Here is a 7,162-nt window from a genome sequence, read left to right as displayed (position 1 = left end):
TTCTGCCAGCAGCCTGGCTAATACTTCTTTGATTTTCATCTTTTTACGTAGTTTCTTGAGGATTTGATCAGCGTAGCCCCAACCCCGCCCCCCAAAATCCTGCACACGATGTGGGTATATAGCCCAGTATATGGAAAAGTGCCGTGAAATTTCACTGGGAATGTATCGATAAAGATTAGGAATCGTTTGAAGGCCTTTGAGTGAATAATATGAAACTAGACGATAAAATACAAGATAGGAAGATCGCTTACGCCTTCAGAAGGCAGGTGGCGGTCGCTTTTGAGTTGGCTCTTCTGTATTTTGTTTCGGCCAAAAGGAAGAATGAAAAGGGGAGGATTGCCGATGCCTGTTTAAGGGCGATTTATTGGCTGAAGAGAGCCGGCGTGGTAATTCCCGACTATCTGGAAGAACTCTCCTTCGCCGGGCGGCTGGAAGAGATAGAAAAACTGTTAGCGGCGAACAAAGCCTTGATCGATGGGCGCGAATATTTTTCGTTAGCCCAGCTTTTGGAAGTAAATAGAATTTTGGCTAAGGTTGATGCTCGCATTAGTTTAACTTAAATCAGTTAGACAATAAGCATTGACGGGGCCAGTTCCGATCCGTTCATTCGGGTCGGGCCTGGCCCTTTTATTTTCTGGCGAAATCGATTTAGGTGAGATTGGCCATGTCGCCCTGGAAGTTGAATGAGTGTCGAAAAACAGGACAGATGGTGTCGAAAACTCGACAGTGAGTTTTGGCACAAAGATGAAATATATGATAAGAACAGGAAAAAATAAAATAGGGGTAGATGGCAATAAGATTGCTAATCTAAAGGGTAGAGTAACATGGGGCGCGTAGCGCGAACAATGAAAGGGGAATGAATAGTGGTTTCCTATACTGCAAATAATTAGGCGCGATTGTAGTTGGAGTGAGGGGGTTGGGGATGGGAATTCAGGGTTGAATAGAACATATTTTAGCTGGAGGTGTCGGATGAAAGTATTAATTGTATTCTTATTGGGTATTGTTTTGATCGCTTTAACTATTGGCTGTGGATCATCGTCAAGCCCCAGGGTTATAAAACCACCAACAAATCTGGTTGCTTCAAGGATTTCAGGCGATAAGGCGGTTTTATCGTGGGAAGCGAGCGCAGATTCGGATGTTGCGGGGTATTGCATTTATCGAGGGCTAACAACCGAAGCGTCTTCTTTTACGCAAGCGGGAACGACATTGTTTATCTCCCTAACATACACAGACACGGGTTTGACTTCGACCGATGGGTATTATTACGCGGTTTCGACGCTGACCACCGATAGCCAGGAGGGGCCGTGGACTGATGCGGTTTATTTGCCGCCGTATTCCGCTTCTTTGCCGATCACGATCAATAATATTGGCGGTCAAAAATGAAAAAAATAATTATTGGTTCACTAATACTGTTGTTGGCGGTCTTGGCTTTTGGCTGCGGCCAATCAGCAAAACTGCCTGATCAAAGTGATGGTTTAACGGGAAATCTCTCGGTCTCCATTAACTGGCCGAACAAGGATAAATGCCTCAAGGCTTTAAATGTGCCGGCCAGTTCTGTTTCTATTACCGTGACCGCCTATGGGGACGATTTTTCTCCTCTGGCGACAACAATCACTTATCCGCAATCTTCCGCCACGCTGGAAGTTAAAGTGGGCGCGAACAGAACGGTTTCGGCGGAAGCGAAAAATGCCTCAAAGCAAGTTGTCGCCAGAGGCCAGGTGTCATCGGTAACAATCACGGCCGGGGCCAATAATCCAATAAGCCTGGTTTTAACTGATATTGAATCGCCGGCCGCTCCAACGGGCTTATCGACGGCTTATTCCGGAACAGCCATTAATCTTTCTTGGAATAATAACTCTGAATCGGATCTGGCCGGTTATAATGTTTACCGCAGCACTACTTCCGGTTCCGGGCTCTCTAAACTAAATTCAACGCTTGTCGCCACGACCGAATATGCTGACTCTGGCGTGTCAATCGGGACCCAATATTATTACAAGATTTCGGCGGTTGATACCACGGATAATGAGAGTGCTTTCTCGGCCGAAAAGTTGGCGACGTTTTCAAACAGTCCTCCTGCCTGGGTGAGCGCCATTGCAGTTGGCTCTGTCGGCGGGGCTCCGGTTGTGGCAGGACAGTCGTCCGGCAGCCTCTACTTCATGGTAATAGACGCTAATGCAGCATCTCCTCTTGTGAACTTGAGCGCCGGAAACATACAGATCGACATTTTGACTATCGGCGGAGCATCTGCCCAATGTTCGATCAGTAATATGCAAAATATGCAAGGGCAGTCCGGGGAACCGCTCACCTTTGCCTTGACCCTGGACCGCAGCGGCAGCATGACTACTTCAGCTTTGGCTGAAATGGAAACCGCGAATTTGTCGTTTGTAAATAGTATGGGGGCTTCTGACCAGGGGGCGGTAATAAATTTTTCCAGCAATGTTATGGTCGATCAAGTATTGACCACGAATAAAGGCCTATTGAGTTGGGCGATCACCAATGAGTCTGAAAGCGGAGGCATGACGGCTTTATATGATTCTATGGGTGTTTCGGTGTCAACTGTAGAGGCAGGGAACAATAAACGCAAAGCGGTCATAGCCATGACCGATGGTGGGGAGAACTCCAGCCTTATTTACACTTCAACGACGGAGGTTATTAATCATGCCAATGCAAAGAGTATTCCGATTTACTGTGTCGGACTGGGCCTGCAGCCAGGCGGAGTCGAAGACAGCGCGCTGAAGGCGATCGCTTCCGGAACGGGCGGGATATATTATTATGTCCCGAGCGATTCGGAATTAGCCGGCGTCTATAGCAACATTTCTTCGGCCTTGGCCAGTTATTATGTCCTAAACTATTCTCTGCCTTCGGGCATGACCTTTGAAAGCGGCAAGCATTATAAGATCACCTTGCAGGTTGTTAATTACGGTTCGCTTTCCGGCTCGACTAAATTTTGGCTGAATCTTTAACTGGCAGGGAAATATAAGGGGTGTGCGATCATGAAAATTAAACTATCTTTGGTGATTCTATCTCTGATGGTTATGGCTGCGATATTGATGAACGGCTGCGGCCAATCAAAGCCGGGGCCTGTGGTTGGCGTGGCTGAAATGGGAAGTGTGCGGGTTTTGATCAACTGGCCGGCTGGGAAAGGAGTAAAGGCATCTTCTATCCCGACCAGTGCCTCGACCATCATCATTGCAGCTTCAGCGGATGACATGACGCCGGTGAGCGCCGAAGTAACCTATCCGCAAACGGTTGGGACCCTTGAGGTAAAGGTTGGGGCGAATCGGACTATTTCAGCGACGGCCAAAACCAGCTCTGGCGCAATAGTTGCGTCAGGTGAAGTGGCGGGAGTGACAGTGAGTTTGGGGACAAATACTCCGGTGAATATTGTTTTGGCGCCGGCGGCAGGACGAAATTATTTCCCAAATACTGACGGCTATTCGTGGCAATATAACTTGAATCAATCTGGCGCAAAAATGATTAGTACGTTTAATGGGACAACCGTCATTAATGGCTCACTGAATGTGCAGAAATATGAATCAACATATTTGGATTCCAATGGAAACGTTTATTTGTCTACAATCGAATCTTATCATGTAGTAAACGATTCGGGGGTTTATTTCCATGGATACCCCTCATATTCTACTGTTGAAGGATCGCCTCTCTTGTTATTCCCGCTTGAAACTGGAAAATCTTGGACATATTCTTCTTCTGGGATTTATAAAACGATAATAACGGTAATGGGGCAAGAAACCATCACTGTTCCCGCTGGATCCTTCGATTGTTATAAGGTGGCTTATGTCAGTTATAATGGAACAGTTGAATCAAGCAGAGTGAATTATTGGTTTGGTAATGGAGTGGGGTTAGTGAAGTCGACCCTGGACAACGCAAATAATGATACTATAGTATTGGATTCAAAGAATTTTTAAGGGGAGGGCTGGTTATGGCGAATAGAGCGTTTAGTTTAGCGGTTGTTTTGGTGGCGATGGCTGGTTTGTTTGTTTCGGGTTGTTCAATATTGCAACCGAGCGGTGGCGGCGGAGGGGAAAGCTATTTCCCTCACGCGCAGGGGAATACCTGGCGCATAACCGGTTCGGATGGGAGTTCTCAAATTATGACGGTTGAAGGAACGGCCAGTATCGGCTCGACAACCGTTCAATGTTTCTCCTCGCTTTATATATCTTCTTCAAATGCAAAATCAACAAGTGAAGCATATTACAGAATTGATAGTTCCGGCGTTTACTCGCACGGCTCGCCCAGCTACCCAACTTCAACCGGCGTCAAAATTCTTGCTTTCCCGCTCGAAGTCGGGAAATCATGGGAGTCGATTTCCGGCTCATATTCAACGACCATGTCAGTGACGGCCAAAGAAAATGTGACGGTTCCCGCCGGAACTTTTGATTGTTACAAAATTGCCGCCGTTACCATGTATGGGACGGTGGAGGCCGGGAACTCAAACATTTGGCTGGGGAATAATGCCGGAATAGTGAAGGTAACATCAAGCACGTCGACGGTAGAATCGGTGCTGGCGTGGAAGAATTTTTGAAACAGAGCATAGGAAATAGAGCATAGAAGATAGTGGAAAAGTTGAAATGGAAAAGGCAATAGTAAATAAGACAAAAATATGGCTTCAGCAGAAAAAACATAAAAACGGCGGTTATTTGCCTTTGTTGATAACGGCTTCGATTTTAATTGTTTTTTTTGCAAATGGGTGTTCCACCTCGCCGGTTGTAACAAATTCGGCAACTTCGATCATACAATCTCTAACAATTTCACCAGAGGCCGTGGCGCCGAATAGCTTTATTTCGCTTTCTCTTGACGCTTTTGATACCGAAGGGAATAAAATGTTTTATCGCTTAGGAACCGGAGAGACCCTTGCCCTGGATCAAAATAAGAACATTGTAATCCAAGCTCCGGGAGATATCGGAACTGCCGAGATCGATCTCATTGTTACTAACGGCAGGCAGGATATCTTTAATAAAATAAAAATTCGTGTGGATGATACTCTTCCGGCAAGTACCATTCGATATGGAAGAGCCACTCTGTCATTTGGAAAAAGTTTTGATTTCTTTTCGGGGACAGTGGTAGACCAGTGTTATGGAGATATGGATTATGCGTATTATTATGGGAATAATAATTTTTTGACTTTTGGGGGTGATAGAAATGGTAATTATGATTATTCAGATTCATTTTTTGATGGAGGTTTAATCAGCCTAACGGCAAGCAACGAAAACATAAAGGATTTAAATCAAGTGCCTGAGAGTTGGGCAGGGCTCTATTATAAGTTTGGAGATGAACGTATAAGTGATGCTGATTCCAAACTCAAAGTTGGTTCAGTATATTGTTTTTTGCTTAAATATGAAAACAATTTTTATGGTAAATTTAAAATAATTAGTTTTGATGATGAAAAAATCGTTTTTGATTGGGTTTTTCAAAAAACTCCGGGCGAGAAAAGATTTTATGATTATGCGCCCAGCGTATTAGCAACCAATCCTCCAGCAGCCCCAACAGGCTTAATTGCCACGGCAAAAAGCTCCACTGAAGTCATTCTAAGTTGGGAGGCTGTAAATGAAACAGATATTCTTGGATATCAGGTATATCGAAGTATTACAAATAATAAGGACTTTTCTAAAATAAGTTCAGTTGGAAAGACTACAACCTGTGTCGACACAGGTTTACAGGCCGGTATAACATATCATTATAAGGTGAAAGGAATTGATTCTGCCTATAATGAGAGTGGCTACTCTTCGGAAATTATGGTCAAAACGCCTTCCCCTGAGGCCATTTTTAGTGATGGGGCAGAAAATGGAGCAAGCAGTTGGGAGGTGTCGGGATTTTCAGTCTCGGGAACAAAAGCTCATAATGGGGATAAAAGTTTTTATTCGGGCGAGGGAAGCAATTTGAATAATTTATTTAAGTTTAAGATGCCGATATTAATAAGTGGAACTGATATCTTGCATTTTTGGGTTTGGTATAGTGCTGTTACCGGGCATGATTATTTGAAAGTTGAGATATCAGAAGATGGAAATAATTGGATAAGCATAAAATCCTATACCGGTGGACATCCCTACTGGTCGCAGGAAAACATTGAACTCGGCTCTTATTCGGGGAAAACACTTTATTTAAGATTTAAATATATTACAGATTGGACATATTCAGATGGATTTTATTTAGATGACATTACAATTGAAAGGTAATTAAAATGAAAAAATTCTTACTTATTGTTTTGTTTTCAGTCTCTGTTGTCTTGTCGGCCAATGCCGATTATGGCAACCTCGAGATATTTACCATTCCAACCACCGAAAGCGCCGTTTATCTTGACAATATTGCGGTGGGATCGACGCCGCTAAAACTAGAAAAAATAGGCGTCGGAACCCATCGTCTGGAAGTACTAATTAACAATAAATCAATATTCGATAAGGAAATTGAAGTGAAGGCCTCTGTCACTAGAATTCTTGTTAAGATCGAACCGGAGAGCCCCTCGGAAAAAATCAAATTGTATGAGTCACAAGGATTTGGCGGTGATATGGAAACAATATTTTCAAGCAAAATGAGTTCATCGGAAGCTGTTAATTTGAGCCATCATATTGCTGGAATATCAATCGAAGCGAACGCTAATCAGATTGCGACCGCGGAGAATGAGGTCATTATACCTGCTGAACCTTATCTTAAATCCTATGTAGAGAAGCAAAGGGAGATTAATAATTCTTTAGTCAATGCGGTTATCGGACTTGGTGCGCTATCTTTGTATTATGGGAATACTCTTTCAGGCAACCCGGAAGCAAATAAGGGGTCGATTAGAAATGGGGCGATTTACATGTATGCTGGATTAATGATGAAATTCTTCAAACCGGAGTATGAGAATAAATATGATAAGGTTTTAGCCATTGATGATTCTAATAGTGAAGGAAAAGATAGGAGAGAAAAATTGGCTTCGGAGACCTTAAAAGAAAGCAGCGCTGACGCAAAGAACGCCAGAAATATGAGCGTTGTCGTTGGACCATTGCTTGGAATATTCTATCTGATAGACGCTCCAATTATTGGGATCCCGCTAATATATTATGCCTGGCATGTATATAATAATAAGAGTGAGGCGGAAATTGCTTACGACGCTTACTTGAAAGCAATTGAAAATAAAAAGGGGGCGGTAAGAAAAAACTAAAAT

General features: G+C 43.7%; 7 protein-coding genes. All 7 read left to right on the top strand.

Translation table 11 applies throughout. The features are described 5' to 3' along the window. The first annotated feature begins 209 nt into the window (after positions 1 to 209). A complete protein-coding gene (locus WC903_06500) occupies positions 210 to 560 on the top strand; it encodes a hypothetical protein (GenBank protein ID MFA5893584.1) in 351 nt (116 codons plus the stop codon). Between the two features lie 409 nt (positions 561 to 969). Then, the gene (locus WC903_06495) at positions 970 to 1,383 is read left to right on the top strand and encodes a fibronectin type III domain-containing protein (GenBank protein ID MFA5893583.1); all 414 of its coding nucleotides are present in this window, start codon (positions 970 to 972) and stop codon (positions 1,381 to 1,383) included. Further along, on the top strand, positions 1,380 to 2,963 hold the full coding sequence (locus WC903_06490) for a VWA domain-containing protein (GenBank protein MFA5893582.1): 1,584 nt from the start codon (positions 1,380 to 1,382) through the stop codon (positions 2,961 to 2,963). Before WC903_06495 ends, WC903_06490 begins: the two co-directional genes overlap by 4 nt. 30 nt (positions 2,964 to 2,993) lie before the next feature. After that, the gene (locus tag WC903_06485) at positions 2,994 to 3,926 is read left to right on the top strand and encodes a hypothetical protein (GenBank protein MFA5893581.1); all 933 of its coding nucleotides are present in this window, start codon (positions 2,994 to 2,996) and stop codon (positions 3,924 to 3,926) included. A gap of 14 nt (positions 3,927 to 3,940) precedes the next feature. Beyond that, the gene (locus tag WC903_06480) at positions 3,941 to 4,543 is read left to right on the top strand and encodes a hypothetical protein (GenBank protein ID MFA5893580.1); all 603 of its coding nucleotides are present in this window, start codon (positions 3,941 to 3,943) and stop codon (positions 4,541 to 4,543) included. Positions 4,544 to 4,589: 46 nt separating this feature from the next. Then, entirely contained in the window at positions 4,590 to 6,194 is a 1,605-nt protein-coding gene (locus WC903_06475) for a fibronectin type III domain-containing protein (GenBank protein ID MFA5893579.1), read from the top strand. 5 nt (positions 6,195 to 6,199) lie between these two features. After that, entirely contained in the window at positions 6,200 to 7,159 is a 960-nt protein-coding gene (locus WC903_06470) for a PEGA domain-containing protein (protein ID MFA5893578.1), read from the top strand. Positions 7,160 to 7,162 lie beyond the last annotated feature (3 nt).

The sequence above is a fragment of the Candidatus Margulisiibacteriota bacterium genome, from assembly GCA_041658645.1.
In the GTDB taxonomy this organism is placed as follows: domain Bacteria; phylum Margulisbacteria; class WOR-1; order O2-12-FULL-45-9; family XYB2-FULL-48-7; genus JBAZZV01.
Note: the sequence above shows the minus strand (reverse complement) of the source record. Positions and strands in the feature narration are given on the sequence as shown.

Bases quoted from the DNA above. Each gene is read 5' to 3' on its own strand.
- WC903_06470 (MFA5893578.1), top strand. From the start codon at position 6,200: ATGAAAAAATTCTTACTTATTGTTTTGTTTTCAGTCTCTGTTGTCTTG.
- WC903_06485 (MFA5893581.1), top strand. From the start codon at position 2,994: ATGAAAATTAAACTATCTTTGGTGATTCTATCTCTGATGGTTATGGCT.
- WC903_06500 (MFA5893584.1), top strand. From the start codon at position 210: ATGAAACTAGACGATAAAATACAAGATAGGAAGATCGCTTACGCCTTC.
- WC903_06490 (MFA5893582.1), top strand. From the start codon at position 1,380: ATGAAAAAAATAATTATTGGTTCACTAATACTGTTGTTGGCGGTCTTG.
- WC903_06495 (MFA5893583.1), top strand. From the start codon at position 970: ATGAAAGTATTAATTGTATTCTTATTGGGTATTGTTTTGATCGCTTTA.
- WC903_06475 (MFA5893579.1), top strand. From the start codon at position 4,590: ATGGAAAAGGCAATAGTAAATAAGACAAAAATATGGCTTCAGCAGAAA.
- WC903_06480 (MFA5893580.1), top strand. From the start codon at position 3,941: ATGGCGAATAGAGCGTTTAGTTTAGCGGTTGTTTTGGTGGCGATGGCT.